Origin of the sequence: Sphingopyxis sp. (assembly GCF_036261875.1) — a bacterium.
Taxonomy (GTDB): domain Bacteria; phylum Pseudomonadota; class Alphaproteobacteria; order Sphingomonadales; family Sphingomonadaceae; genus Sphingopyxis.
The window spans coordinates 1-24,372 of the sequence record NZ_DATAJZ010000011.1 but is presented as its reverse complement, the minus strand read 5'-3'; the positions used below and the strand labels follow the sequence as shown (position 1 = coordinate 24,372).

The following is a 24,372-nucleotide window of genomic DNA, read 5'->3' as shown; positions in this document are numbered from 1 at the left end:
TTCGTTTCGTCATCCCGCCCTAACGCGCGCCGATTTGGGCGGTTCCACCCGCATCCGGTCGCGGCGATCCTAAATGCTCTTGCCCGCGTCGAGCGCATAGCCCGCCGAGCGCACCGTGCGGATGATGTCGGCGGTGCCGGGCAGGTTGATCGCCTTGCGCAGGCGGCGGATATGGACATCGACCGTGCGCAGCTCGATATCGCTGTCCTGTCCCCACACGCTGTCGAGCAATTGCCCGCGCGAGAAGACGCGGCCGGGATGCTCCATGAAATGACGCAGCAGGCGAAACTCGGTCGGTCCCATCGCGACGATCTGGCCGTTGCGCACGACCTTGTGCGCGACCGAATCGAGCTCGATGTCGGCATAGGCGAGCAGCTCGCCGGCGAGCGCGGGGCGCAGGCGGCGGAGCACCGCCGAGACGCGCGCGACGAGTTCGCGCGGGCTGAACGGTTTGGTCACATAATCGTCGGCGCCGGTCTCCAGGCCGCGGATGCGGTCCTCCTCCTCGCCGCGCGCGGTGAGCATGATGATCGGCACGTTCGCCGACTTGGGGTTGCGGCGCAGGCGGCGGCAGACCTCGATGCCGGGCAGGCTTTCGATCATCCAGTCGAGCAGAACGATGTCGGGAACGCGCTCCTCGACCAGGATCAGCGCCTGTTCACCGTCGGGGGTCTGGCGCACCGAAAAGCCTTCGCGTGCGAAATGCCAGACGATCAGTTCGGCGATCGCCTCGTCATCCTCGATCAGCAGCAGGTCGGGCTGCGGCATCAGCCTTGCTCCTTCTCCGCGGCCGCGCCGCCTTCGGGGCTTTCGCCGCGCTCGCGCTCCTCCATCCGCTCGCCGGTCACGACATAATAGACCATCTCGGCGATGTTCGTCGCATGATCGCCCATGCGCTCGAGATTCTTGGCGACGAACAGCAGGTGCGCACTTTCGGTGATGTGCTTCGGATTTTCCATCATGAAGGTCACGAGGGTGCGGAAGATGCTGTTGTAGAAATCGTCGACATTCTTGTCGCGGACGGTGACCCGCACCGCGAGGTCGGCGTCGCGCGCGGCGAAGCTGTCGAGCGCGTCGTGGATCAGTTCGGCGACGAGCGAGGACATCGACGTCAGCACCGGGATCGCCTCGATCGATCGGGTCGGATCCATCAGCGCGACGCGCTTGGCGATATTCTTCGCATAATCGCCGATGCGCTCGACGACCGAGACGATCTTGAGCGCCGCGATCATCTCGCGCAGGTCGTCGGCCATCGGGGCGCGGAGCGCGATCGTCTGGACGGTGAGCTGTTCGACCTCGGTCTCCAGCGCGTCGATCTTCTTGTCGCCCTGCACGACCTGCGCCGCGAGTTCGAGATCGCCGTTGCCGAGCGCGGACATCGCCTGGAGCAGCGCCTGCTCGGCGCGGCCGCCCATCTCGCTGATCAGCCCGCGCAGGCGGTTCAGATCCTCGTCGAAGGCCTTGACGGTATGATCGTTGGTAAGTGCCATCACTCTTGTCCTTTAGTGCTACGCATCAACCGTAGCGGCCGGTGATATAATCCTTGGTGCGTTCCTGCCGCGGGTTGGTGAAGATATCGGTGGTCTTGCCATATTCGACCAGCGTCCCGAGGTGGAAGAAAGCCGTGCGCTGCGACACGCGCGCCGCCTGCTGCATATTGTGCGTGACGATCACGATCGCGTATTTGCCGCGCAGTTCGTGGATCAGTTCCTCGATCTTCGCGGTCGCGATCGGGTCGAGCGCCGAGCAGGGCTCGTCCATCAGGATGACTTCGGGATCGACGGCGATCGCGCGCGCGATGCACAGGCGCTGCTGCTGCCCGCCCGACAGTGCGGTGCCGCTCTCGCCGAGCCGGTCCTTGACCTCGTCCCACAGGCCGGCGCGGGTCAGCGCGCGCTCGACGATGGCGTCGAGGTCGGCCTTGCTGGCGGCGAGGCCGTGGATGCGCGAGCCATAGGCGACATTGTCGTAGATCGATTTCGGAAAGGGATTGGGTTTCTGGAACACCATGCCGACCCGCGCGCGCAGCTGCACCACGTCCATCGACGGGGCATAGATGTCCTCGCTGTCGAGCAGGATCGTGCCCGTCACCCGCGCGCTGGCGACGGTGTCGTTCATCCGGTTCAGCGAACGCAGGAAGGTCGACTTGCCGCAGCCCGAGGGGCCGATGAAGGCGGTGACCAGATCGGTGCCGACATTGATCGACACGTCCTTGATCGCCTGTTTCTCGCCATAGAAGACGTCGACCCCCTGGGCCTTCATCTTGGGATCGGCGATGGTCAGATCGTCTTGGGTCATAATCACCAGCGTTTTTCGAATTTGTTGCGGAGATAGATGGCGAGTGCGTTCATCGACAGCAGCACGATGAGCAGCACAATAATTGCCGCGGACGTCTTTTCGACGAAGCCGCGATCGACCTCGTCGGACCAGAGGAAAATCTGCATCGGCAGCACGGTCGAGGGCGCGCAGATGCCGTTCGGCACGTCGCCGATGAAGGCGCGCATCCCGATGAGCAGCAGTGGCGCCGTCTCGCCGAGCGCGCGCGCCATGCCGATGATCGTGCCGGTGAGGATGCCGGGCAGCGCGAGCGGCAGGACATGGTGGAACACCACCTGCACGGGGCTCGCCCCGACGCCGAGCGCGGCGTCGCGGATCGACGGCGGCACCGCCTTGATCGCGTTGCGCGCGGCGATGACGATCACCGGCATCGTCATCAGCGCCAGCGTCAGCCCGCCGACGAGCGCGCTGGCCTGACAAAGGCCAAACCAGTTGATGAACACCGCGAGCGCGAGCAGGCCGAAGATGATCGAGGGCACCGCGGCCAGATTGTTGATCGACACTTCGATCAGGTCGGTCCAGCGGTTCTTCGGCGCATATTCTTCCAGATAGAGCGCCGCGAGCACCCCGGTCGGGAATGCGATGAGGAAGGCGATGAAGATCGTCAGCACCGACCCCTTGAGCGCGCCCCAGATGCCCGCGACCGCGGGATCGGTCGCGTCGGCATTGCGGAAGAAGGACCAGTGGAGGCCGGTCGACAGCTTGCCATCCTTCTCCAGCGCCTCGACCTTCGCGCCGAGCGCGCCCTTGGCGCCTTCCTTGGCGGCGATATCGACTTCGGACGCGGCGGGAAGGTGAAAGACCGTCTTTGCCGTGAGCAGCTCGGGATCGGCCTTGATCGCGGTGCGGACTTCCTTCCACGCATTTTCCGAAAGCAGCTTCGACCCGTCGGCGCCCAGCGCCTCGTCGGCGGCGAAGGCGACGATGTCGGCCAGCCCCGCGTTCGCGATCACCTGATCGGCGTCGGTGTCGCCGAGCCGCGACGCGTCGATCGTCAACGGCATCGCCTTGAAGTCGATCGGCACTTCGACATTGGTATAGGTAAAGCCGCGCAGGCCGTTGCCGACCATCACGAAGAGGAGGAAGGCCAGGAAGGCGCCCGACAGCAGCACCGCGCCCAGCCCGAACAGCTTGAAGCGGCGTTCGGCGGCGTAGCGGCTGGCGATGCGCTTCTGCATCGCGGTGCCCTTCCAGTCGGTGGGGGCGGTATCTCTATTCATAAGCTTCGCGATATTTCTTGACGATGCGCAGCGCGACGATGTTGAGCAGCAGCGTCACGACGAACAGCACGAGGCCGAGCGCGAAGGCGGCGAGCGTCTTCGCGCTGTCGAACTCCTGATCGCCGGTCAGCAATTTGACGATCTGCGCCGTTACCGTGGTGACGCTGGCAAAGGGATTGGCAGTGAGGTTGGCGGACAGGCCGGCGGCCATCACCACGATCATCGTCTCGCCGATCGCACGGCTGACCGCGAGCAGGATGCCGCCCATCACGCCGGGCAGCGCGGCGGGGATCAGCACTTGCCGGATCGTCTCGTTCGGCGTCGCGCCGAGCGCGAGAGATCCGTCGCGCATCGCCTGCGGCACCGCGTTGATGCTGTCGTCGGCCATCGAAGAGACGAAGGGAATGATCATCACCCCCATCACGATGCCCGCCGCGAGCGCGCTTTCGGTGCTGGCATTGGGAATGCCGATCGTCACCGCGAACTCGCGCAGCGCCGGCGCGATGGTGAGCGCGGCGAAATAGCCATAGACGACGGTGGGCACGCCCGCGAGAATCTCGAGGCAGGGCTTCACCCATTTGCGCACGCGCGGCGCGGCATATTGGGTGAGGTAGACCGCGGTCATCATGCCGATGGGAATGGCGACGATCATCGCGATGATCGCGCCGATCAGCACCGTGCCCCAGAACAGCGGAATGCCGCCGAACGTATCGGGCTGCGCCGCGCCGCTCTGTGGGTTCCAATAGGTGCCGAAGAGCAGCTCGGTCGCGGGGACGAGGCGGAAGAAGCGGATCGATTCGAACAGCAGCGACAATACGATGCCAAAGGTCGTCAGGATCGCGACCAGCGAAGCGAGCAGCAGGATCGCCATGACGATCTTCTCGACCCGCGTCCGCGCCCGGAAATCGGGCTTGATCCGCGTGAAGGCATAGAGCCCGCCCGCGAGTGCGAGCGCCAGCATCGCCGCGATGCCGATCCACGCGTAGCTATGCGTCGCGTCGGCATAGGGCTTCACCAGCGGCGCCGCGGCGGGAATGCGCACCGCGGCCTGCGCGCCTTGCGCGACGTTGCGCGCGTCGGACAGGATCGCGCCGCGCTCGAAGCCGAAGGCGGGCAGGCTCTGCGCGGCGTCGCTCGCGAGCACGCTGTTGGTGATCAGCGCGGGCGACACGCTCGACCAGACGGCGAGGAAGATCGCGGCGGGGACGAACAGCCACAGCGCGACATACCAGCCATGATATTGCGGCCGCGAATGCAGCTTCGCGCCCGCGCGCCCCGCGAGCAACGCCGAGCGCCCCCGACCGGCCAGCCAGCCGATCAGCGCAAGGCCCGCAATGAGCAGGAGGAGGGCGGCGGCGTTGAAGGTCACTTGATCGTCATCCGGTAAACAAATCCGTTGCCGTCATTGCGAGCGAAGCGAAGCAATCTCCAGCTGTCGGATCAGCCGGGCGATAGCTGGAGATTGCTTCGTCGCTCCGCTCCTCGCAATGACGATCCGAAAAAGGCGGCCGGGGAGGGGGCATGTCGCCCTCCCACCCCAGCCACCAGCAGGGGGGAGGTTACTTCAATTCGGCGCCATTCAGCGGCGTCATGCCCTTGGCGTTCGCCGCGGCCTTCGCCGCCACGTCGGGGGGCGAGATGACGAGGCCCTTGGCGGCGAGATAGCCGTCTTTCGCCGCGCCCTTCAGGAATTCCGCCACATATTCGGCGAGCCCCGGAACGACGCCGACATGCGCCTTCTTGATATAGATGAACAGCGGACGCGATCCCGGATAGCTGCCGCCGGCGATCGTGTCATAGGTCGGCGACACGCCCTGCACCGGCACCGCCTTGATCTTGTCCTTGTTGGCGTCGAGGTAGGAGAAGCCGAAGATGCCCAGGCTGTCGGGGTTCTTGTCGAGTTTCGAGATGATCAGATTGTCGTTCTCGCCCTGCTCGACATAGAAGGGCGCGCCGCGCAGGCCGGTGCAGACCGCTTCATGCTTGTCCTTGTCGCTGTCCTTCAGCGCCTTCATCTCGGGGTTGGCGTCGCAGCCCTTGCCGAGGATCAGTTCCTTGAACGCATCATAGGTGCCGCTGGTCGACGGCGGGCCAAAGACCGAGATGCCGACCGCGGGCAGCGCCGGATTGACGTCTTTCCACGTCTTCGCGGTGTTCGGCTTGCCATAGGGGTTCGCCGCGAGCGCCTTGTAGACGTCTTCCTCGGTCAGCTTGAAGCCAGGACCACGCTGCGCTTCGCCGAGCGCGATGCCGTCGATGCCGATCTGGATTTCGACGATGTCGGTGACGCCGTTCTTGGCGCAGGTGTCGAATTCCTTCTTCTTCATGCGGCGCGAGGCGTTGGCGATGTCGGGCGTGTCGCCGCCCGCGCCCTGGCAGAAACGCTCGAAGCCGCCGCCGGTCCCGGTGCTGTCGATCTTGGGCGTCTTGTTGCCGGTGGCTTCGGCGAACTTCTCGCCCACCGCGGTCGCAAAGGGATAGACGGTCGACGATCCGACCGCGCTGATATAATCGCGCGCACCGCCGCCCGAGGACGCCTGATCCTGGCACGCGGAAAGCGCCAGCGCGCACGTCGCCGCACCAGCGAAGCCAAGCATCCGGGGAGCAAACTTCTGGAACATGGAACAATCCTGTCGGGGGTCGTTACCGAACCAAGCCGCCACCCCCGCGGCGACTCGCTGAGCCGCCAATGGGGGTTTTGTGTGACGCGTTTGTGACAGGGAGTGTCATGGAAGTGTCATGGATTGAGCTCGGACATTGACAATTTCTCTAATACCGTCCCAGATGCTATCTGGAGGCAGTGACTTGGGGGAATAAATGGATCCGATAACTATTGGCGCAGCGGCAATAGCTGCTGAACGTACTGCCAAACTGTTTGATAAGGCACTCGAGCGTGTCGAAGCGAAACTAAGCGGGGCCGCTCGGACGCAGGCCCTTAAAGCTCTTGGTAAGCTTAGCAGCTACAAACCTATCTTGGAGGAAACGTACGGCCGAGTTTCCACGTTCAAGACGTTCGCTGATCCTGCTAACTTTGTTCCCGTACTAGATCATTTTGTCTCGCCAACGCTGAGTCAAGAAAAGCATCGAGAAAAGAAGATATCTGAACAGTCTATTATTGAAAAAATTTCAAAAGGCGAGAATTTCACAATATCAGCGAGAGCTGGTACCGGAAAGAGTATGCTTGCTCGGTACATTTCTTTAAGCCTTTTTGAGAACCCAAGTGGGATAATTCCTCTATTTATCGAGCTCAGGCACATGAATCGCTCGAAGTCTCCAACGCTTTTGGATCATGTTCATAAATCTTATCGACGCACGAGCTCCATCCAGATCGAAAATCTTAGATCTGGGTTGGAGGCCGGATCATTTTGCCTCATCCTCGACGGATATGATGAAATAAATTTTGAAAATCGAGAGAGTATAGAGCAGCAAATTATCGAGATATCTGAAACATATCCTAAATGCTCTATCATAGTGACAGGGAGGCCTAATGAGGATTTTCAGTCTTGGAGGCATTTTCAAGTCTGGGACATAGATCCAATGTCCAAGTCAAAGGTAATAGAGCTAATTAAAAAATTGAACTATAAAAGAGATGTGATAAATAGATTCATAAAGAAGGTAAATGATGGCTTATTTGAAAGCCATCAAAGCTTCCTATCTAACCCTCTTCTTGCAATACTTATGCTTCTTTCTTATGAACTAAATGGAAATATTCCTGATAAGATGCATTTATTTTATTCTGAGGCATTCAGGACACTGTTTCACAAACATGATGCTACAAAGGATCAGTATGAGCGACGCCGCCGTACGTCGATGCAGATAGATGAATTTCAAGAAGTTTTTTCGTTATTTTGCTTAAAAACATATGTGATGGAGAAAACGGAATTTATAGAAAGCGAGCTTAAGTCGCACCTGGTTGACGCTCTTAAATATTACAAGAAATCTGATACCGCAAATGACCTAATGTATGATCTTGAGGAGGCTGTATGCCTTATTATGAGGGAGGGACATTCATACTTTTTTGTTCATAGATCGTTTCAAGAGTTTTTCACTGCATATTTTCTATCTCTCTGTCCTCAAGATATTCGGGACAACTTCTTAAATGATGTTGCAGTGCGTCGGTATGATGGCGTTCTTTCAATGTTGTTTGAAATGGCTAGGGATCAGATCGAGGCTACATGGGTTATTGAGAATTGTGAAAAATACCTCAACGAGGTTGGTATTGGTGACAGTGCAAAGACTCATCCAGTCTTTGCCGGATATGAAGCGCTTGATCTTGCTCGGTTGCCCGAGGGGCATTCTCGGTACTCAGAAAAACATTTTATTGAGCCTGTTAGATTTCGAAGAGGGAAGTGGCAAGAATTCTACTCTGTTTTCTTCTCATTCTACCCCGTCTCGGAAAATGAAAATTCCATCGAATGGTTTTACGAACTGCAAAGATATGCTGAACAGAACTGGGATAGCCTTCCAGATTTGCAAAGCTCAGAGGTTTCGAGTTGGTACGAGGAAAAGGAAATACCCGTCAAGTCGCTAATATTTAGAGATATTCCTATTGATGAACTAAGAAACAAGTTGATATATTTGAATTCAGAGAGAGATTTTTGTAGAATAAAAGATATTAGAATGGGAATTTCTGATGAGATAACAAGTAGAAAAGATTTTATAGATAAACTTTTTTCTGAAAACTGATGCGCATTTCATGATCCTCATCACCGGCCACGTCATCCTCACCCCGGAGCATCGCGAGCGCATGATCGCGCTCGGCGCCGAGCATAGCGCGCGGTCGCGCGCTGAGCCGGGGTGTCTGGCGCATCATTGCCATGTCGATGTCGAGAACCCCGACCGCCTCGTCTTCGTCGAGGAGTGGGCGAGCGTCGATGCGGTGCGTGCGCATTTCGCGGTGCCCGCGGCGCGCGCCTTCGTCGCCGACATGCGGCGCCTTTCGTCCGAACCGCCCGCGATCCGCATCTATACCGCCGAGGATATCACCGCGACGCTGATGGGATAGGGGCGGGGCGAAACTCCCCTCCCTCCCGCGGGAGAGGCAGAGGCTTGCCAGCCTCCTTCATCCCTCTCTCGTCATTCCCGCGAAAGCGGGAATCTCGCTCTTCTTCGTGGCTTCGTGTCTTTGTGCGAGATTTTTGGGTTCGCACAAAGACACGAAGCCACGAAGAAGGAGAGGCAAAAAGCACCGCCCCTCGGCCCCTCCCGCCAGCGGGAGGGGAGAAGGGCAAAAATCGCTTTCCTACATTATTCGGCTGTGCCAGCCTTGATCCTGGCTCTTTCGCATCATGGACAAAAGCGGTGGCGCCCGGCGTGCGGGCGCGGCCCGGTTTGGCTTCGCCGCAGTGCGCGGGGTATGGCCGCGGCAAATCGGCGCACAAGGCTGAACTTTACTGAACTTTGGATCGTTGGCGCGCGCGGTCGCCGCAACCGCCTGCGATGCGCATCTATGCCGCAGAGGGTGTCACCGTGAGGCTGATGGGATCGGCATAGCACAACCCGTTTCCGTCACCCCGGACTTGATCCGGGGTCCCGCTTGTCGATGTCGCTGAGCGGGACCCCGGATCAAGTCCGGGGTGACGATGAAGAGGGGGAAGGGTGTCGCCGCCCCTATTTCCCCAACAGCGGCGCCAGATATTGCCCGGTGAAGCTGCGCTTCTCCTTCACCACCTGTTCCGGCGTGCCCGCCGCGACGATCTCGCCGCCCTTGACGCCGCCTTCGGGGCCGAGGTCGACGATCCAGTCGGCGGTCTTGATGACGTCGAGATTATGCTCGATCACCACGACGCTGTTGCCCTGATCGACCAGCGCCTGCAGCACTTCGAGCAATTTGCGGACATCCTCGAAATGCAGGCCCGTCGTCGGCTCGTCGAGGATGTAGAGCGTCTGCCCGGTCGAGCGCCGCGACAGCTCCTTCGCCAGCTTCACCCGCTGCGCCTCGCCGCCCGACAGGGTCGTCGCCTGCTGCCCGACCTTGATATAACCGAGCCCGACGCGGACGAGCATCGCCATCTTGTCGCGGATCGCGGGCACCGCCTTGAAGAAATCGGCGGCATCCTCGACCGTCATGTCGAGCACGTCGGCGATGCTCTTGCCCTTGAACTTTACCTCCAGCGTCTCGCGGTTGTAGCGTTTGCCGTGGCACGTTTCGCACGTCACATAGACATCGGGCAGGAAGTGCATCTCGATCTTGATCAGCCCGTCGCCGGTGCAGGTTTCGCAGCGCCCGCCCTTGACGTTGAAGCTGAAGCGCCCGGGCTTGTAGCCGCGCGCCTGCGCCTCTGGCAGCCCCGCGAACCAGTCGCGGATGATCGTGAAGGCGCCCGTGTACGTCGCGGGGTTCGATCGCGGAGTGCGGCCGATCGGCGACTGGTCGATGTCGATCACCTTGTCGCAATGCTCGAGGCCGGTGAGCGCGTCGTGCGGCCCCGCGACGAGCCGCGCGCCGTTCAGCGTCCGCGCTGCGCTGGCATAGAGCGTGTCGATGACGAGGCTCGACTTGCCCGACCCCGACAGGCCGGTGACGCAGGTAAAGGTGCCGAGCGGGATTTTCGCGGTGACATTGCGTAGGTTGTTGGCGCGCGCGCCCTTGAGCACCAGATCGAAGCCGTTGCCGGGGCGGCGGTGCGCCGGCACCTCGATCTTCTTCGCGCCGGTCAGATAGGCGGCGGTCAGGCTCTTCTTGTTCGCGAGCACCTGCTTCAGCGTGCCCTCGGCGACGATCTCGCCGCCGTGGACGCCCGCGCCGGGACCCATGTCGACGACATAATCGGCGTGGCGGATCGCATCCTCGTCATGCTCGACGACGATCACCGTGTTGCCGAGGTCGCGGAGGCGCTTCAGGGTCGCGAGCAGCCGGTCGTTGTCGCGCTGGTGGAGACCGATCGACGGCTCGTCGAGGACGTAGAGCACGCCTGACAGGCCGCTGCCGATCTGGCTGGCAAGGCGGATGCGCTGACTCTCGCCGCCGCTGAGCGTGCCTGACGTCCGGTTGAGATTGAGATAGTCGAGCCCGACATTGTTGAGGAAGCCGAGCCGCTCGTTGATCTCTTTTAGGATCGCCTTCGCAATCTGCCGCTGCGTCTCGTTCAGCTTCTCGTCGAGCGTGCTGAACCACGCCAGCGCGTCGGCGACCGAGCGCTGCGCGGACCGGCTGATGTCTTCGCCCGCGATCTTCACCGCGAGCGGTTCGGGGCGCAGGCGCGCGCCGTGGCAGGTCTCGCACGGCTGCGCGGTCTGATATTTGCCGAGTTCCTCGCGCATCCATGCGCTCTCGGTCTGCAGCATCCGGCGGTTGAGGTTGCCGATGACGCCTTCGAAGGCCTTGTGCGTCGTATAGGTGCGCTTGCCGTCCTTGAAGGTCAGCTCGACCGGCTTGCCGCCGCTGCCGTAAAGGATGATGAGCTGCACCTCGCCGGGCAGGTCCTGCCACGGCGTTTCGAGCGAAAAGCCATAGGCTTTGCCAAGGCTTTCGAGCACCTGCATATAGTAAGGCGATGGCGGGTTCGACTTCGCCCACGGCACGACCGCGCCCTTTTTCAGGCTCAGCGCATGGTTGGGGACGACGAGCTCGGGATCGAATTCGAGCCGCTCGCCGAGCCCGTCGCACGCCGGGCACGCGCCCTGCGGTGCGTTGAAGCTGAACAGCCGCGGTTCGATCTCGGCGATGGTGAAGCCCGAAACGGGGCAGGCGAATTTCTCGGAGAAGATGATGCGGTTCGCGGGGATGCCCGCGCCTTTCATCGCCCCGCCGGTGTCTTCCTCTTCGCGCCCCGGCACGACGCCGTCGGCGAGGTCGACATAGGCCAGCCCTTCGGCCAGCTTCAGTGCGGTTTCGAAGCTGTCGGCGAGCCGCGTCTCGATCCCTTCGCGCACGACGATGCGGTCGACGACGACCTCGATGTCATGCTTGTATTTCTTGTCGAGCGCGGGCGCATCCTCGATCTCGTAGAAGGTGCCGTCGATGCGGACGCGGGTGAAGCCTTCCTTCTGCCACTGCGCCAGTTCCTTGCGATACTCGCCCTTGCGGCCGCGGACGACCGGCGCGAGCAGATAAGCGCGGGTGCCCTCGGGAAGCTCACGGATGCGATCGACCATCTGGCTCACCGTCTGCGCGCTGATCGGCTCGCCGGTCGCGGGCGAATAGGGAATGCCGACGCGCGCCCAGAGCAGGCGCATATAGTCATAGATTTCGGTCACCGTCGCGACCGTCGATCGCGGGTTGCGCGACGTCGTCTTCTGCTCGATACTGATCGCCGGCGACAGCCCGTCGATATGTTCGACGTCGGGCTTCTGCATCATCTCAAGGAACTGGCGCGCATAGGCCGACAGGCTCTCGACATAGCGCCGCTGCCCTTCGGCATAGATGGTGTCGAAGGCGAGGCTCGATTTGCCCGAGCCGGAAAGTCCGGTGATGACGATCAGCGCGTCGCGCGGCAGGTCGACGTCGACGCCCTTCAGATTATGCTCGCGCGCGCCGCGCACGGAGATGTGAGTGAGACTCATGGGAGAGGCTTGTTCCAGATTTGTTCTTGGCGCGCAAGGGGGCGCGAACCTGTTCGCAAGATGGGGCTGGATGACGCGAGGCGCAAGGGCGCCGTCGTGTATTGCTTATACAATACACTAATGATATTTCTTGCGCCAATTTAGGGAGGGCGAATGACGGCACTGGTGGAATTGGGGGCCGACGGCTGGTTGAAACCCGGCCGTTACCAATGGCTCCGCGCGCTGGTCTTCATGATCGCCCTGGCGGTCCTTTGCGTGCTGACCTTCAATGTGGCGGCCGATACGACCCTTCGGTTCGCCGCTTTTCTGGCAGGCCAGCCCTTCACGACGCGCGCTGCGGCGCCGACCGGCGCCCGCCTCGCGGCCGTGCTGGTGGGATCGCTCGCCATGCTCGGGGCCTATGCGCTGATGGTGCGATGGGGCGAAAGACGCGCGGCGCACGAAATCGATCCGAGACACGCGCTGCGCGAGCTGTCCATCGGCGTCGCCATCGGCGGTGCGATCATGGCGGTCATCCTCGCGATCATGTGGAGCGCCGGCTGGGTCGTCCTTGCCGCAGCACCGATCACGGGAGTCGCCGAAGCGATGAAGCAGACGGTGCAGTCCGCGGTGATCGAGGAAGTGCTGATGCGGATCGTCATTTTCCGCATGTTATGGCGCGCATTCGGGGTGTGGCCGGCCTTGATCGCGACGGCGCTTCTCTTCGGAGGACTCCATCTCGCAAATCCCGGCGCCAGCCCGTTCGGGGCACTCTGTCTGATCGCCGGCGAAGGGATCGGCGCCGGCCTCTATCTGCTCACCGGGCGCCTATGGATGTCGATCGGGATGCACGCGGGCTGGAATTTCACGCTCGGCTGGCTGTTCGGAAGCACGGTTTCGGGTCTCGACGCTTTTGTCACCGGGCCGCTGCGAATGTATCCCGCGCAGGGCGTGGCGACGCTGCTCAGCGGTGGCGGTTTCGGTCCCGAGGCCTCGGTCGCGGCGCTCGCCGTATCGCTGGCGGGGAGCGCGGTCTGCCTGACGCTGGCATGGCGGAAGGGGCGCTTCGGCACCTGAAGAGGGCTTCGGCTTTCCACCAACATCCCAAAGGCTTCGACCAATGCCGGGCCGCTCGCTTGACCCGCCGTCTCCCCGCGCGGACAAGTCGGACCATGGCTCCCGTGCCGCCGGGGCGGCACGGGCCGATGAGGAGACTGGGGACATGAAGAGATTTTTCGCAGGAGGGGCCGCTCTCGCGCTCGCCGCCGCGCTGGTGGCGGCGCCGACGCTGGCTCAGGATCGCGCGCAGCCGGCCAGCGCGGATGGCGCTGTATCCGCCAAGGACGACGGATCGCTCAAGGCGCTGCGCTTCGGTACATGGGGTGTCGATCTCGGGGCGCGCGACACGTCGGTGAAGCCGGGCGACGATTTCGACAAATATGCGAACGGCGGCTGGTTCGCCCGCACCGAGATTCCGGCCGACCAGACCTCGGCAGGAGTCGATTACGACGTCTATAACCTGACGCAGCGTCAGCTTCGCCAACTCGTCACTGGCGCGCCCGCGACGAGCCAGGTCGGCGGCCTCTATCAGAGTTTCATGGACGAGGCGCGTGTCGAGGCGCTCGGCGCAAAGCCGCTGATGGCCGATATCGCGACGGTGCAGGCCATCAAGGACCGGAGCGAGATGGCGCGCTTCATGGGCGCTTCGCAAGGAAGCTTCGGCGTTTCGATCGTCGGCGGCGAGCCCTATGCCGACAGCGCCGACCCGACGACGAACGTGCTGTGGCTGGGGCAGGGCGGGCTCGGCCTTCCCGATCGCGACTATTATCTGAACGACGCCTTCAAGCCGCAACGCGACGCCTACCGCGCCTATATCGTCCGCACGATGAAGATGATCGGCGATCCGGCGCCTGAAAAGGCGGCCGACACGATCCTCGCTTTCGAGACCGAGGTCGCGAAGGCGAGCTGGGCGATCGCCGACCGCCGCGACATCGGTAAGATCAATAATCCGATGTCGTCGGCCGAACTCGCCGCCTATGCGCCGGGGCTCGACTGGGCCGCCTGGTTCGCCGGGGCGGATATCGGCGGCCAGAAGCGGATCATCGTCAACGAAAATACGGCGATCCGCGACATCGCGGCGCTCTATGCGAAGACGCCGCTCGATACGCTCAAGCTGTGGCAGTCATTCCATGTCGCCGACAATGCGGCGAACTATCTGTCGAAGGACTGGGTCGACAGCCGCTTCGAATATACCAAGGCGCTGAGCGGCGTTACCGAACTGCGCCCGCGCTGGAAGCGCGGGTTGCGGCTGGTCGACGGCAGCCTCGGCGAACGGGTCGGCGAGGAATATGCGAAGGCCTATTTCCCGGCGAGCGCCAAGGCGAAGATGGAAACATTGGTCGCCAATCTGAAGCTTGCGATGGGCGACCGCATCCGCGGCAACGGCTGGATGGCGCCCGAGACCAAGGCGGCGGCGATCGCGAAGCTCGAAAAGATGGACGTCATGGTCGGCTATCCCGATAAATGGCGCGACTATTCGGGGCTGAAGATCGATCCGACCGATCTCTACGGCAATGTGAAGCGCAGCGCGGCGTTCGAATATGCCTATACGCTGTCCGATCTCGACAAGCCGGTCGATCGCAAGAAATGGTCGATGAACCCGCAGGAAGTGAACGCCTATAACGGCTTCCTCGAAAACAAGATCGTCTTTCCCGCGGGCATCCTGCAGGCGCCCTATTTTGCCGAGAATGTCGACGATGCGGTCAACTATGGCGCAATCGGCGCCGTCATCGGCCATGAGATCAGCCATGGTTTCGACGATCAGGGCCGCAAGGTCGATGCCAACGGTGCGGTGCGCGACTGGTGGACCGCCGCCGACGCCAAGCGCTTCGACGAGCAGGCCAAGGGCTTCGGCGCGCAATATGCGACCTATGAGGCGGCGCCGGGCGCCTTCATCAATCCAGACCTGACGATAGGCGAGAATCTGGCCGATCTTGCCGGGTTGGAGGTCGCCTACGACGCCTATCACCGCTCGCTGGGCGGCAAGGAGGCGCCGGTGATCGACGGGCTGACCGGCGACCAGCGCTTCTTCCTCGCCTTTGCGCAGGCATGGCGTGACAAGGCCCGCGACGATGCGATCAAGCAGCAGGTGGCGAGCGATCCGCACAGCCCCTCACGCTGGCGTATCATCGGGCCGCTGCGCAACGTCGATGCCTGGTACAAGGCGTTCAATGTGACGCCGGCCGCCAAATATTATCTGAAGCCCGAGGCCCGCACCCGAATCTGGTGAGGTTATTCGGCGACGACGGGGGCGGCCGCTGCGCGCTGCCCCCGCACCGTCATCACGGCCAGCGATAGCGCCGCGCCGATGATCACGAACAGCGCGGGCGCGCCGCCCAGCACCGACATCATGCGGATGCCGTCGATCCCCGACGCGGCGACGAGCACGACCGCGACCAGGCCCACCGCAATTCCCCATACGCTCTGAACCGCCATCGGCGCCTCGGGCGCGTCGGGGGTGATGCCGCGCGTCGAAAGCGCGCTCATCGCCGAGACATTGGCGTCGGCCCCGGCGACATAGGAGAGGAAGATGGTGAAGAGGATGAGCCCGGTCACTGCGGGGCCGCCGCCGAGGGCGTCGAACAGGCGAAAGAGAACCGAGTCTGGCCCCTTGGCGGCGATGACGGCATAGAGGCTGGCGCCGCTTTGCTGATCGAGGACGATCGCCGATCCGGCGATGGCGGTCATCCACAGCGCCCCGAACAGCGACGGCAGGACAAGGTTCATCAGGATGAATTCGCGGACGCTGTAGCCGACCGCGAGGCGGCCGAGGAACAGCGCCGTGACCGGCGCCCAGGCGAACCAGTTCCCCCAATAGAAGATCGTCCACTGGCGGCTCCAGTCGCCGTCGACGTCGAGGCCGAGGTTGCGGGGAATGAAGGTGCCGACATATTCGGCGCCGCCGCGCAGCGACAGGCCGAACATTTCCGCCGTCGGTCCGGCAAGCAGGGCAAAGGCGATAATGGCGAAGAAGAGCCAGGTGTTGAGCACCGACAGTCCCGCAATGCCCTTTTGCAGGCCGGTTGCGGCCGAGATCAGGAAGCTCGCGACGATCAGGATCGCGACGGCCCAGCGGAGCGGCATTCCCCCGGCGAAACCGCCGAGCGTTTCGATGCCGCCCGCGATCGCCAATATGCCCGCGCCCATCGATGCCGCCATCCCCGCGACGAGCGCATAGAGGCAGACGATATCGATGCCGGTGCCGACCGGTCCGCGCGCGCGATGCCCGAGCAAGGGCACGAACAGCGACGACAGGCTGAAGGGCTCGCCGCGGTTGTAATAGACGAGCGCAAAGGCGAGCGCGGCGACGGTGTAGATGCCATAGGGCGTGAGCGTCCAGTGCAGGAACATCGTCGACATGGCGAAGGCCGCCGCGGCGTCGCTGCCGGGTTCGAGCCCCAGCATCGGCGGCGGCGCGTTGAGGTGGAACAAGGGCTCGGCGGCGCCCCAGAACAGAATCCCGGTCGCGATCGTCGTGCAGAGCATCACCGCGAACCAGCGCCAGCGGTTCAGCAGCGGCCGCGCGCCCGCGCCGCCGATCACCGTCCGGCCGAGCGGCGACAGGGCAACCGCGCCGAGCAGCGCGAGGAACGCGACGCCGGCGCCCGCGAACAGCGGGCCGAGTTGGCGCAGGATCCAGTCGTTGACCGCGGTTTCCGCGGCGACGAACGCGGCGCCCCGCCAGACGCTGAGCAGCAGTGCGATCGACAGGATCGCCAGCGGAATGAAAAAGACCGGTCGGTTGAGCGGGTGGCGAGAAGCTGCTGGCAAATGATCCGCCGTTCGGACATGGAGGACGGGGTCAGCATGACGGCTGGGCGGCGCGTCGTCAAATCCATGCGATCGGCCTGCGCTGCCGGGAACGACGAGCCGAGCAAAACGTTGGACGGGCAGGTGCCTGAATTGGAAGGAGCGCTTCGATGATCAGGGCGATTTTGACGGCCAGTGCGGTGATGGCGCTGTTCGCGGCGGGACAGGCCGGCGCGATGCAGAAAAATCCCGATGGGACGACGGCGGAGGAGCGGTCCAACACGGCGCGGCTCAACGCCGACCAGTTGGCGAAGGCCAATGCGGAGACGCAGGCTTATGAGGCGCAGGTGGCGGCGCGCGATCAGCAAGAGGCCGCCGCGCAATCCGAATTCGCCAGGGAAACCGAGGCCTATGAGGCCGAAAAGGCGCGCGTCGCCACCATGTCGGCCGAGGAGCGGATTCAGTGGGAAGCCGATGTTGCGGCCTGCAAGGCCGGCGACACGTCGCGCTGCGCGGCGCCGCAGCCCAAGAATTGACGCACTGACGATAGCTATTGGGGAACGGCAGGAGGCTCCGGCGGTTCGCCGGGGCCTTTTTGCTGCGGTTTGCCGGCGGGCTCCGGTAAAGTCATGGGGGGAGGCGGCGGCGCGACGGGGATGACCATCGCCGGCCCGTCTCGCGGTTCGGGACGCGGCGGAGGGTCCGGGTTTGGCGCGGGATCGGGAAGGCGGCCATAGCGATAATCGTCTGCCGGTTCGGGCGCCGGTTCGGGCGGTGGCAGGACATCGTCGTCCACCTGGCCGAGGTCCCGAAAGGCATCGCTCATCCGGCGATCGTGCCGGGCGTTCAGCCGCGCGGCGACGCCATAGCTGTCGGCGCAGTCGGGGCAGGGCGGAGCGTCCGCCTGTTCGGTGACGAGCGCGTCGGGATTGGCGCTGAGCCCGGCAAAGGAAGCGTCGCTGCCGGCCGCGCGGTCGAGCCCCTTGTTGACGACCGCGAAGCCCAGTAGCGCGCCGCCGATGACCCCGGCAAGACCGAGCCCGAGCGCCCAGACCAGCCGGCGCGCGGCGCGGTCGCGACTCGAAGAGGGGCGGGGTTTCCTCCTCATGGCGCGAAGAAAGCCATTGTCGGGCGCGGATGCAAGCTCTCGGCCATTGGTCGATGCCCCAATGCGCTTCGTCCGCCTGATCGACCGGGCTCCCGAGCCGGTCGAACCGCTCGTGCGGGTCGGCCGGTTATGGCGTATTCCATCGATGCGGGATGCGGGCTGGTGCAATCTCCCCGGTTAACATCAGGCCGTGTCTCGCATCATAACTCCGGATTGAGAGGACTCCCCCCATGTTCAAGCCGACATTCAAACCGACGTTCAAACCGACTCTGGCCCTGATCTCCCTGACGATGGCGGCCACCGGCGCTGCGGTGCCCGCGATGGCGCAGGACGACGATGCGCCGCGCGTCATGGTACGTTACGGCGATCTCGACCTTCAGACCGTCGATGGCCGCGAGCAACTCGATACCCGCATTCGCAGAGCCATCCGTTCGGTGTGCCGTGTCAATATTCGTCCCTCGCTGGAAGAGCGCGGGTTCGAACGCGCGTGCGAAGCGCGGGCGCGAGGCAGTGTCGAACCGCAACTCGCAGCCTTGTTCAAGGGAAGCAGCGCCCGGTTCGCGAGCGAGAAACCGCCGGTCGTCGCCGCTCCCTGACGGGCCGTTGCCATCGGGGCCGCCCATAAGCAGGGGGTGGCCCTGACGAAGGCGATCATGCTCCGTGCGTGATCGCCTTTACGTCGTGCAGATAGGTGCGGCCGATCCGGTGGACACCGCCTTCGCCCAGGTCGACGCTCCATGCGCCGTCGCCATGGTGCTTGAGCCCGACGATGCCGTCGCGGCGGATCATCTTCGACCGGTGGATACGCATGAACTGGTCGGGGTCCATCCGCGCCTCCAGTGACTTGATCGTCTGATGGATCAGCCAGCTTCGGCCGCCGACATGCAGGCGCATATAATCGCGTTCGGCCTCGATCAGGTCGACCTGGTCGGCATCGATGCGCAGCATCTCGCCGCGGTTCTGGACCCAGAATTCGCTGATCCACTTGCTCTTCTGCTTGGGCGCGCGGTCGGTCGCGCTCCACTCGCGCACGCGGGCCAGCGCACGCGCGAGGCGGTCGGGCGATACCGGCTTGAGCAGATAATCGACCGCGGCGACGTCGAACGCCGCCACCGCATAGCGGTCGAAAGCGGTGACGAAGACGACCGCGGGCGGATTGTCGATCTTGTCGATCGCCGCCGCGACCGCCAGCCCGTCGAGATCGGGCATCGCGATGTCGCAGAGAACGAGGTCGGGCGCGAGCGCGTCGACCATGCGCAGCGCCGAGGCGCCGTCGCTGGCGGTGCCGACGAGCGAAATGCCATCCTGCTGCCCGGCGAGGATCTGGAGCCGCTCGATCGCCAGCGGTTCGTCGTCGACGATCAGGGTGCGCAGTGTCCGCATCATCTCAACATCCCTCCCGTGCCAGCGGCAGCCATAAGGAAACGAAGAAGCCGCCGCTGTCCGACACCCCCCATTCGCAGCCCGCCGCGGGGCCATGGCGGGTCAGCAGCCGCTCGCGGACGTTGCCGAGGCCAAGGCCCGTTCCCGGCGCGGGAACCGGCGCTTTGGGATCGATGTCGTTTTCGGTGCGGACGACGAGCAGGCCGTGCTCGCTGCTCGCGGTCAGCCGGATCGCGATTCGGCCCTTGCTCGGCGCGACGCCATATTTGATCGCATTTTCGATGATCGGCTGCAGGATCAGCACCGGGACGCAGGCATTTTCCAGTTCCTTCGGCACCGCGACCTCGACCTGCAGCCGGTCGGGGAAGCGGACCTGCTCGATATCGAGATAGAGCCGCTGGAGCGCGATTTCCTCGTCCAGGCTGACGAGCTGTTCGGGGTCGATCGCGAGGCTCGATCGCAGGAAGGACGACAGGTTCATGATCATCGTCTCGGCCTCGCTCTTCGACCCGCGCAGGACGAGCGTCGACAGCGAATTGAGCGTATTGAACAGAAAGTGCGGATTGACCTGATAGTGAAGCGCGCGCAGCTGCGCGGTCTGCGCCTCGATGCGGAAATGGTTCGCGCGCCGCTCGACCGCGCGCATCTCATTGGCATAGCCGAAGGCGACATAGAGCGCGGCCCAGACCGCGAAGAAGAAATACCAGCGGATCGAACTGTCGAGGATCAGCACGATTTCCCAGGCGACGGGGAATTTCGCCTGGATGTCGGCGATGATCTTCGCCGAGTCCGGGAGCGGCAGCCAGTAATAGAAGACGAGCAGGTTGATGCACGCATAGACGATGACCAGCGGGATCGCTGCCCCCATCGCGACGGCGAGCCGGGCGCCGAAGCCGCGCGGCTGGACGTGCTGGATGAGCTGGTAGAGGACGAAGGTGCACAAAATGCCGGCGACGACGACGATGGCGCGGCGGCCGGTATACTCCCATTGCTCGGCGCCCGCGAGAACGCCGAGGCCCGTGGTGATCAGGAAATAGAGCAGCCACATCGCGATGATCGATCCGATCGCAACCGGGGGATTGACGCGCGCGTCGGAGGCGCGCCAGTCGGGCGCCGCCGCCAGCATCTTCGCCCGTTGGTCGCGCAGGGTATCTTTGCGGATAGTCATGTTCATCGAGGCTGCCTTAGCGTCAAACAGCGTCGCAAGGCTAGCAGGCTCCCGGCCGCCAGTCGAAGCGGCCCGGACTTTGGTCGAAAGCCGCCGCGCGCTGGAATTTGAAGCGGCACCGGCCCGCTCCCCCACCCGGCCTCCCATAGTTTACTATCGTTGGGGAGGCCGGGTGGGGGAGCGGGCCGGTGCCGCGATTCCGCGCAGCGGAATCCGACTCTATCCGAGGTTGGGTTGCGGCATGGTGCGGCGCCAGCCCCCGTTCTTGTAGACCGCCCACGCCATCGCCAGCGAGGCGAGTGAGGACAGCGGAAAGCTCCACCACAAAATGTCGCTGCCGATCGCTGCATAGCCGAAATAATAGATGCCGAGGCGGATCGGGAACATCGACAGGAACAGGATGACGAGCGGCGGCACCACCGACCCGTTGGCGCGCAACGTGCCGATCAGCACGATGGTGGTGCCGAAGGGCAGGAAGGTCCAGGTCGCGATCAGCTGGATATGACGCGACACCTCGATCGCGGGGCTTCCGCTGCCGAGGAACAGCGCGAGCGCGGCACGGTCGCAGAGCAGAAGCAGCACGATCAATATGCCGGTCATGACGAGGTTGATCGCCATGCCGCTGTTCGTCACTGACGCCACGCGGTCCCAGCGCGCCGCGCCGATATTCTGCGCCACCATCGCGCTGACCGCGGCGCCGATCGCGAGCGCGGGCATCTGGACATAATTCCAGAGCTGCAACGTCGCGCCATAGGCGGCGGCGGTGACGAGTCCCTCGCGATTGACGAGCCCGACCATGACGAGCCCGGCGCCCGAGATGACGAGCATCTGCGCACCCATCGGCAGGCCGCGCCCGACGATGAAGCGAAGCTCGCTCCCCGTGGGCAACAGATAGGCGAGTTCGCGGCCGCGAAGGCGCAGCACATGGTTTCGGGCATAGAACCAGGCGATCATCCCCGCGAGGCTGATCGTCCCCGCGGTCGCGGTGGCGAGCGCGCTGCCCGCGATGCCGAGGCGCGGGAAGGGGCCGAGGCCGAGGATCAGCACCGGATTGAACACGATGTCGAGCACGACCGTCAGCATCATGAAGCGCAGCGGCGTCACGGCATCCCCCGCGCCGCGCGACGCCATCATCAGCGTCACCGACAACATGCTCGCGGGCACCGCGAGGAAGGTGACGCGCAGATAGTCGCGCGCCAGCCCGAACGCCTCGGGCGGGGTTTTCAGCCAATGCAATATTCGGTCGGACGCGAACCAGCCCACGACCGCGATCGCGATCGAAAAGATCAGCGCAAGCCCGATGACGCCGCCCGCCGCGCGCCGCGCCGCATCGATGTCGCCGCGCCCGATCGACTGGCCGATCAGCACCGTCGCCGCCATGCCGAAGCCAAAAAAGGCGCCGAACATTAGGAACATGATGATGTTGGCGTTGGCGGTCGCGGCGAGCGCGCTTTCGCCGAGAAACTGGCCGACCCAGATCGAGTTCACCGAACTCGACAGCGTCTGCAATATGTTCGACGCGAGCGTCGGCAGCGCGAAGAGGATCAGCGTTTTGGTGATCGGCCCGCTGGTCAGGTCCATCCGCCCGCCGCCGCGCGCGTTCTGGCGCGGCGGGATCGGCCCCGCGGCCGGGTCGGCCGCGGCCGCGACGGGCAGCGGCGTGACGGGCGTTTCGCCGTCGGTCACCCCAGCCGTGCCAATGCCGCGGTCAGGCGCTCGGCCTCCGCCGCCTTGGCGGCATGATCGGCGCGCGCCTTTTCGACCGCTTCGGGTTTCGCGCGTTCGACGAACGACGGATTGTTCAGCCGGCCGGCAAGGCCGCCCAGTTCCTTCGCCGCGGCGGCGAGCGCCTTGGTCAGGCGGTCGCGCTCGGCGGCGATGTCGATCACGCCTTCGAGCGGGACGGTGATCGTTTCGCCCTCGACGACGAGCTGCGCCGATGCACCCGCCGGCGCGGGTTCGAAACGGATCGCGTCGAGCCGTGCAAGGCGATCGAGCTGTGCCGCGAGCTTGTCGGCACGGTCCTTCAGCGACGCCGGGAAATGCGCGGTCAGCCGCGCGCCCGGCGGCAGGCTGAGTTCGGCCTTCGCGCCGCGGAGTTCACTGACCAGCTTGATCAGCCAGTCGATATCCGCGCTCGCCTCGGCGTCGCGCTCTGCCTTCGGCTCGGGCCATTTGGCGGTGATCAGCGGATAGGCGTCGCGGTCGCCGAGGCCGGTCCACAGCTCTTCGGTGATGAAGGGCATGAAGGGGTGGAGCATGACGAGGATCTGGTCGAGCACCCAGCCGGCGACCGCCTTCGTCTCGTCGTCGATCGCGCCTCTCTCGACTTCGCTCGAGACAGGCTTGATCAATTCCAGATACCAGTCGCAGAAGCGATCCCACGCAAAGCTGTAGATCGCATTCGCGGCATCGTCGAAGCGATAGGCGGCGAAGGCCTTGTCGATCGCCGCGACGGTGTCGGCAACCTCGCCGATGATCCAGCGGTTGACGGGCAGGCTCGCCGTGGGCGCTTCGAGGCTGGTCGAGGCGGAAATGCCGTTGGCTTCGCAGAAGCGCGCGGCGTTCCAGAGCTTGGTCGCGAAATTGCGATAGCCCGCGAGGCGCGCGTCATCCATCTTGATGTCGCGGCCCTGGCTCTCCATCGCCGCCATGAAGAAGCGCAGCGCGTCGGCGCCGTACTGGTCGATCAGCCCGAGCGGATCGACGACATTGCCCTTCGATTTCGACATCTTCGCGCCATCAGGCGCGCGGACGAGGCCGTGGAGATAGAGCGTCTTCCACGGGACGTCGCCCATGAACTCCATCCCCTGCATCGCCATGCGCGCATCCCAGAAGAAGAGGATGTCGAACCCCGAGACGAGCACGTCGTTGGGGTAATGGCGGCGGAGCATCTCGGTATCGTCGGGCCAGCCGAGCGTCGCGAAGGGCCAGAGTGCCGAGGAGAACCAGGTGTCGAGGACGTCGGGATCGCGGGTCAGGGCGACGCCTGCGCCCGCCTGAGCCTGTGCGTCCTCTTCGGTTTCGGCGACGAAGATGCGGCCATCCTCGGTATACCATGCCGGAATCCGGTGCCCCCACCAGAGTTGGCGCGAGACGCACCACGGCTGGATATTCTCCATCCAGTTGAAGAAGGTCTTTTCCCACGTCTTGGGGACGATGTTGATGCGTCCGTCGCGCACCGCCGCCATCGGCGGCTGCGCGAGCGTTTCGGCATCGACATACCATTGGTCGGTCAGCCAGGGCTCGATCACCACGCCGCCGCGATCGCCGAAGGGGGTGGCGATGGTGCGCGGCTCGGCGTCGTGCTCGGCGCCGTCCTTGTCGATGTGCGGGATGAGGAAGCCCTCCTCCTTCATCCGCTGCACCACCAGTGCCCGCGCGTCGAAGCGGTCGAGGCCGATGAATTCGTTTGGCACCAGGCCGTCGGCAGTCTGCACCACCGCGGCCTTGGCATCGAGCATGTTGAGCATCTCGCCGGGCGCGATTCCCGCGCGCTTGCCGACCTCGAAATCGTTGAAGTCGTGCCCCGGGGTGATCTTGACCACGCCCGAACCGAGCTCGGGATCGGCGTGCTCGTCGGCGATCACCCGGAACCGGCGGCCGGTGATCGGCTGGACGATGTCCTTGCCGACCACGCTGGCATAGCGAGCGTCGCTCGGGTGCACGGCGACGGCCATATCCGCCAGCATCGTCTCGGGCCGGGTGGTCGCGACCACCAGGTGGTCGGCGCCCTCATCGGTGGTAACACCGTCGGCCAGCGGATAGCGAAAGTGCCAGAAGCCGCCCTTGATCTCGTGCGTCTCGACTTCGAGGTCGCTGATCGCGGTGCCGAGCGCCGGGTCCCAGTTCACCAGACGTTT

General features: G+C 63.8%; 19 protein-coding genes. 6 read left to right on the top strand and 13 right to left on the bottom strand.

Annotation, left to right across the window (positions count from 1 at the left end; genetic code table 11):
• Nucleotides 1–69: 69 nt before the first annotated feature.
• The 6 genes from phoB to VHO04_RS06510 all read right to left on the bottom strand — a co-directional run bounded on the left by phoB (nucleotide 70) and on the right by VHO04_RS06510 (nucleotide 6,178).
• On the bottom strand, nucleotides 70–768 hold the full coding sequence (gene phoB, locus VHO04_RS06535) for a phosphate regulon transcriptional regulator PhoB (RefSeq protein ID WP_058815332.1): 699 nt from the start codon (nucleotides 766–768) through the stop codon (nucleotides 70–72).
• Nucleotides 768–1,490, bottom strand: coding sequence for a phosphate signaling complex protein PhoU (phoU, locus tag VHO04_RS06530; RefSeq protein ID WP_329627564.1), 723 nt, complete (start codon nucleotides 1,488–1,490; stop codon nucleotides 768–770). Before phoU ends, phoB begins: the two co-directional genes overlap by 1 nt.
• Before the next feature lie 25 nt (nucleotides 1,491–1,515).
• Nucleotides 1,516–2,298 (bottom strand): phosphate ABC transporter ATP-binding protein PstB, encoded by a 783-nt coding sequence (gene pstB, locus VHO04_RS06525; RefSeq protein ID WP_329627563.1) that lies wholly within the window; start codon nucleotides 2,296–2,298, stop codon nucleotides 1,516–1,518.
• A gap of 2 nt (nucleotides 2,299–2,300) precedes the next feature.
• Entirely contained in the window at nucleotides 2,301–3,557 is a 1,257-nt protein-coding gene (gene pstA, locus VHO04_RS06520; protein WP_329627562.1) for a phosphate ABC transporter permease PstA, read from the bottom strand.
• Nucleotides 3,550–4,926, bottom strand: coding sequence for a phosphate ABC transporter permease subunit PstC (pstC, locus tag VHO04_RS06515; protein WP_329627561.1), 1,377 nt, complete (start codon nucleotides 4,924–4,926; stop codon nucleotides 3,550–3,552). Before pstC ends, pstA begins: the two co-directional genes overlap by 8 nt.
• Nucleotides 4,927–5,116: 190 nt before the next feature.
• Nucleotides 5,117–6,178 (bottom strand): substrate-binding domain-containing protein, encoded by a 1,062-nt coding sequence (locus VHO04_RS06510; RefSeq protein WP_329627560.1) that lies wholly within the window; start codon nucleotides 6,176–6,178, stop codon nucleotides 5,117–5,119.
• Nucleotides 6,179–6,374: 196 nt separating this feature from the next.
• On the opposite strand from VHO04_RS06510, the gene VHO04_RS06505 reads away from it, so the two are divergent.
• Both VHO04_RS06505 and VHO04_RS06500 read left to right on the top strand, forming a co-directional pair.
• Nucleotides 6,375–8,243, top strand: coding sequence for an NACHT domain-containing protein (locus tag VHO04_RS06505; RefSeq protein WP_329627559.1), 1,869 nt, complete (start codon nucleotides 6,375–6,377; stop codon nucleotides 8,241–8,243).
• A 10-nt stretch (nucleotides 8,244–8,253) separates the two neighbouring features.
• Nucleotides 8,254–8,562, top strand: coding sequence for a putative quinol monooxygenase (locus tag VHO04_RS06500; RefSeq protein WP_329627558.1), 309 nt, complete (start codon nucleotides 8,254–8,256; stop codon nucleotides 8,560–8,562).
• A gap of 605 nt (nucleotides 8,563–9,167) precedes the next feature.
• Here VHO04_RS06500 and uvrA read toward each other — a convergent pair.
• Nucleotides 9,168–12,062 (bottom strand): excinuclease ABC subunit UvrA, encoded by a 2,895-nt coding sequence (uvrA, locus tag VHO04_RS06495; protein ID WP_329627557.1) that lies wholly within the window; start codon nucleotides 12,060–12,062, stop codon nucleotides 9,168–9,170.
• 153 nt (nucleotides 12,063–12,215) lie between these two features.
• On the opposite strand from uvrA, the gene VHO04_RS06490 reads away from it, so the two are divergent.
• Together VHO04_RS06490 and VHO04_RS06485 are read left to right on the top strand one after the other, a co-directional pair.
• Complete coding sequence (locus VHO04_RS06490; RefSeq protein ID WP_329627556.1) at nucleotides 12,216–13,118, top strand: CPBP family intramembrane glutamic endopeptidase; 903 nt, start codon at nucleotides 12,216–12,218, stop codon at nucleotides 13,116–13,118.
• A gap of 145 nt (nucleotides 13,119–13,263) precedes the next feature.
• Entirely contained in the window at nucleotides 13,264–15,330 is a 2,067-nt protein-coding gene (locus VHO04_RS06485) for a M13 family metallopeptidase (RefSeq protein WP_329627555.1), read from the top strand.
• A 2-nt stretch (nucleotides 15,331–15,332) separates the two neighbouring features.
• On the opposite strand, the gene VHO04_RS06480 is transcribed toward VHO04_RS06485, so the two are convergent.
• Nucleotides 15,333–16,871: a BCCT family transporter gene (locus tag VHO04_RS06480; protein ID WP_329627554.1), complete on the bottom strand. Its 1,539-nt coding sequence runs from the start codon at nucleotides 16,869–16,871 to the stop codon at nucleotides 15,333–15,335.
• A 149-nt stretch (nucleotides 16,872–17,020) separates the two neighbouring features.
• Here VHO04_RS06480 and VHO04_RS06475 point away from each other — a divergent pair, with 149 nt between their 5' ends.
• Complete coding sequence (locus VHO04_RS06475; RefSeq protein ID WP_329627553.1) at nucleotides 17,021–17,386, top strand: hypothetical protein; 366 nt, start codon at nucleotides 17,021–17,023, stop codon at nucleotides 17,384–17,386.
• A 14-nt stretch (nucleotides 17,387–17,400) separates the two neighbouring features.
• Here the strand turns inward: VHO04_RS06475 and VHO04_RS06470 are convergent, their stop codons facing one another.
• Nucleotides 17,401–17,958, bottom strand: coding sequence for a hypothetical protein (locus VHO04_RS06470; protein WP_329627552.1), 558 nt, complete (start codon nucleotides 17,956–17,958; stop codon nucleotides 17,401–17,403).
• Nucleotides 17,959–18,188: 230 nt separating this feature from the next.
• Here VHO04_RS06470 and VHO04_RS06465 point away from each other — a divergent pair, with 230 nt between their 5' ends.
• The gene (locus VHO04_RS06465) at nucleotides 18,189–18,554 is read left to right on the top strand and encodes a UrcA family protein (protein ID WP_329627551.1); all 366 of its coding nucleotides are present in this window, start codon (nucleotides 18,189–18,191) and stop codon (nucleotides 18,552–18,554) included.
• A gap of 55 nt (nucleotides 18,555–18,609) precedes the next feature.
• Here VHO04_RS06465 and VHO04_RS06460 read toward each other — a convergent pair whose 3' ends face one another.
• The 4 genes from VHO04_RS06460 to VHO04_RS06445 form a co-directional block, all read right to left on the bottom strand.
• A complete protein-coding gene (locus VHO04_RS06460; RefSeq protein ID WP_329627550.1) occupies nucleotides 18,610–19,344 on the bottom strand; it encodes a response regulator transcription factor in 735 nt (244 codons plus the stop codon).
• Nucleotide 19,345: 1 nt separating this feature from the next.
• A complete protein-coding gene (locus tag VHO04_RS06455; protein WP_329627549.1) occupies nucleotides 19,346–20,509 on the bottom strand; it encodes a sensor histidine kinase in 1,164 nt (387 codons plus the stop codon).
• Between the two features lie 219 nt (nucleotides 20,510–20,728).
• The gene (locus VHO04_RS06450) at nucleotides 20,729–22,090 is read right to left on the bottom strand and encodes an MATE family efflux transporter (RefSeq protein ID WP_414713088.1); all 1,362 of its coding nucleotides are present in this window, start codon (nucleotides 22,088–22,090) and stop codon (nucleotides 20,729–20,731) included.
• A 101-nt stretch (nucleotides 22,091–22,191) separates the two neighbouring features.
• The coding region (locus VHO04_RS06445; RefSeq protein WP_329627547.1) for a valine--tRNA ligase at nucleotides 22,192–24,372 on the bottom strand (2,181 nt) is incomplete at its 5' end.

Excerpts from the sequence above, each read along its gene's own strand:
- phoB (WP_058815332.1), bottom strand. The coding sequence starts at position 768 with ATGCCGCAGCCCGACCTGCTGCTGATCGAGGATGACGAGGCGATCGCC.
- phoU (WP_329627564.1), bottom strand. The coding sequence starts at position 1,490 with ATGGCACTTACCAACGATCATACCGTCAAGGCCTTCGACGAGGATCTG.
- pstB (WP_329627563.1), bottom strand. The coding sequence starts at position 2,298 with ATGACCCAAGACGATCTGACCATCGCCGATCCCAAGATGAAGGCCCAG.
- pstA (WP_329627562.1), bottom strand. The coding sequence starts at position 3,557 with ATGAATAGAGATACCGCCCCCACCGACTGGAAGGGCACCGCGATGCAG.
- VHO04_RS06510 (WP_329627560.1), bottom strand. The coding sequence starts at position 6,178 with ATGTTCCAGAAGTTTGCTCCCCGGATGCTTGGCTTCGCTGGTGCGGCG.
- VHO04_RS06505 (WP_329627559.1), top strand. The coding sequence starts at position 6,375 with ATGGATCCGATAACTATTGGCGCAGCGGCAATAGCTGCTGAACGTACT.
- VHO04_RS06500 (WP_329627558.1), top strand. The coding sequence starts at position 8,254 with ATGATCCTCATCACCGGCCACGTCATCCTCACCCCGGAGCATCGCGAG.
- uvrA (WP_329627557.1), bottom strand. The coding sequence starts at position 12,062 with ATGAGTCTCACTCACATCTCCGTGCGCGGCGCGCGCGAGCATAATCTG.
- VHO04_RS06490 (WP_329627556.1), top strand. The coding sequence starts at position 12,216 with ATGACGGCACTGGTGGAATTGGGGGCCGACGGCTGGTTGAAACCCGGC.
- VHO04_RS06485 (WP_329627555.1), top strand. The coding sequence starts at position 13,264 with ATGAAGAGATTTTTCGCAGGAGGGGCCGCTCTCGCGCTCGCCGCCGCG.
- VHO04_RS06475 (WP_329627553.1), top strand. The coding sequence starts at position 17,021 with ATGATCAGGGCGATTTTGACGGCCAGTGCGGTGATGGCGCTGTTCGCG.
- VHO04_RS06470 (WP_329627552.1), bottom strand. The coding sequence starts at position 17,958 with ATGAGGAGGAAACCCCGCCCCTCTTCGAGTCGCGACCGCGCCGCGCGC.
- VHO04_RS06465 (WP_329627551.1), top strand. The coding sequence starts at position 18,189 with ATGTTCAAGCCGACATTCAAACCGACGTTCAAACCGACTCTGGCCCTG.
- VHO04_RS06460 (WP_329627550.1), bottom strand. The coding sequence starts at position 19,344 with ATGATGCGGACACTGCGCACCCTGATCGTCGACGACGAACCGCTGGCG.
- VHO04_RS06455 (WP_329627549.1), bottom strand. The coding sequence starts at position 20,509 with ATGACTATCCGCAAAGATACCCTGCGCGACCAACGGGCGAAGATGCTG.
- VHO04_RS06450 (WP_414713088.1), bottom strand. The coding sequence starts at position 22,090 with ATGGACCTGACCAGCGGGCCGATCACCAAAACGCTGATCCTCTTCGCG.